Raw genomic sequence first — 2,108 nt, forward strand, 5'->3', positions numbered from 1 at the left:
GGTTCTGGTTCAACTTCTGTGGTGCGATAACAGCGAGTGTTGTCGGCCGTATGTGATTGGGTGCGCGGAGAGTTCTGCAGCCATCACCTTCGGGGGATCATCCATGTCGCAGTACCCGTCGCTGACCCACGCCCTGGCGGAGGCGCTCGTGGACCTCGCCTGGTTCGTCGAGAGCGCGGATGATGAGCACATGGATCAGGACGATGCGGTGAAGGCGCTGGAGGGTGTCGCCGCGGTGGTGGATCGCCTGTCGAACTCCCAGCGTGCAGAGTTCCAGCAGGTGATCGAGGCAATGACCGAGGCCGAGACCGATCCTGGCCGCCGTGAATTCCTGGAAGCGTTCCCGGACGGCTTCGGACTCGTGGAGTAGTTGCCAACCGGCCCAGGCTCAGGACGCGAGGAGAACTCGCTTCCTCAGGAGCGCAAAGCCGGCCCGTCCATACATCTGTCGCTTCAGCATCTTGATCCGGTTGACGTGGCCCTCGACGACGCCCGAACTCCAGGGCAGGGTCAGCCCGGCGGTGACCGCGGCAAGGTCTCGTTCCAGGCCGTTGACGAAGGCGTGGAGACTGGGCAGGTCGTCGGCGCGGACCGCTTCGATCCACTGCGGGAGCCGGTCGCCTTGGAGCTCGGTGATCATCCTCCCGAACGCGCGGACGTGACCTGTGAGCGCGTCCAGTTCAGGGCAGTGCGCGAGCACCGACTTCAGCTTGAGTCGCTCGGTCTCCGGCAGGGTGTCGGGGTGGGTCAGGATCCACCCGGCGACGGTCCGCGGCGACGGTGGACGGGCTGCCGTTGCGGTCGGGGTGGTGCGGAAAGGCCGGAGGTAGGCGCGCACGGCTCCGTAGCCGCCGCGGTAGCCGTGCGTCTTGATCTCTTCCCAGAGGGTCCAGGCGTTCGTGCAGCCATCGGCCCACCGCTCGTTCAGGTACGGCTTGTAGTCGTCGAGCTTGGTCCTGCGGTTCTGCCACTGCCCCTGGAACAGGTCTTCCGGCCTCGCGGCATCCGCGAAGAGCTTGACGGTGCGGTAGGTCATGCCGAGCTGGCGCTGGATCGAGCGTCGGCTGTGGCCGGCGGCCAGCATCGCGTGGACGGTGGCGTGCTTGGCGCGGGTGCGGTCGGCGAACCGGTGCCCGGTGGGCCATGGCGACCCGTTGTCGGCCGGTGCCGAAGCCTCTGCTCTCTCCGGGGGCGACTCGGTGGTGGTCGCACGCAGGCACGAGCGGTGGCGGGAGATGCACCGCTCGGCGGCTTCGCCGAGGTTGCGCCAGAGGTGGAAACGGTCGGCGACCTGGACGGCGGTGGGTGCCCCGATGCTGGCGCCCTCGGCGAAGAACGGGGCACGGTCACGGCAGATGACCTCGATCCCCGGGCGTTCGGCCAGCCAGGCCGCGACGGTGGCCGCCTCGCGATCCGGCAACAGGTCTACCGGGCGGCGGGTCTCGACGTCGACCAGGACGGTCCCGTAGACACGTCCCTTGCGCATCGCGTACTCGTCGACGCCGACCACCCGCGGGGTCCGCGGCTGAGGCTCCGGGAGCGCGTCGACCAGTCGCAGGACCGTGTTCCGGCTGGCCCTCGCCCCGAAGACGTCGGCCAGCCGGGCGCCGGCGCGGCCGGCCACCGCGAGGCCGACCTCGGCAAGCACCGACCGCATCCGTTCGGTCCGCTGACTGTGTCGGCGGGTCAGGCCCGTGACCTGCTCGACGAACGTCCGCCGCCCACAGGAGGCGTCCTCGCACACGAATCGCCGGACCCGCAGCCGCAGCACCACCCGCCGCCCTGCCACGGGAAGATCGGCGGGAAACCGCAGGTAGGAGCCGTGCACCCGCCCCGACCAGCTCCCGCAGCCCGGGCAGCAAGCCTTGGCCGTCCGGGATCTGACACCGACGCGGATCACGTCGCCGTCGTCCCGCACCGACAGCACCCTGATCTCCGGGGCCGACAGGAAGATCAGCTCTTCCAACTGGAGCAGTACCTCGCGCACAGCCCAGAACCATCGCCCCGAACGTCGCCGTCGCCGGCCATTTCCGGACGATCTCGGAAGACGCTCCGGAGAGATCAACCGTTACAGGGAGTAGGCACACCACAGAAGTTGGACCAGAACC

Annotated in this window: 2 protein-coding genes; one reads left to right on the forward strand and one right to left on the reverse strand. The window is 68.9% G+C overall.

The window, feature by feature from the left end:
* Window positions 1–103 precede the first annotated feature (103 nt).
* Window positions 104–370: a hypothetical protein gene (locus ACGF07_RS35590; protein WP_392905830.1), complete on the forward strand. Its 267-nt coding sequence runs from the start codon at window positions 104–106 to the stop codon at window positions 368–370.
* A gap of 18 nt (window positions 371–388) precedes the next feature.
* On the opposite strand, the gene ACGF07_RS35595 is transcribed toward ACGF07_RS35590, so the two are convergent.
* On the reverse strand, window positions 389–1,987 hold the full coding sequence (locus ACGF07_RS35595) for an ISL3 family transposase (RefSeq protein ID WP_392905832.1): 1,599 nt from the start codon (window positions 1,985–1,987) through the stop codon (window positions 389–391).
* Window positions 1,988–2,108: the final 121 nt, after the last annotated feature.

This window comes from Kitasatospora sp. NPDC048194 (genome assembly GCF_043202455.1).
Classification (GTDB): domain Bacteria; phylum Actinomycetota; class Actinomycetes; order Streptomycetales; family Streptomycetaceae; genus Kitasatospora.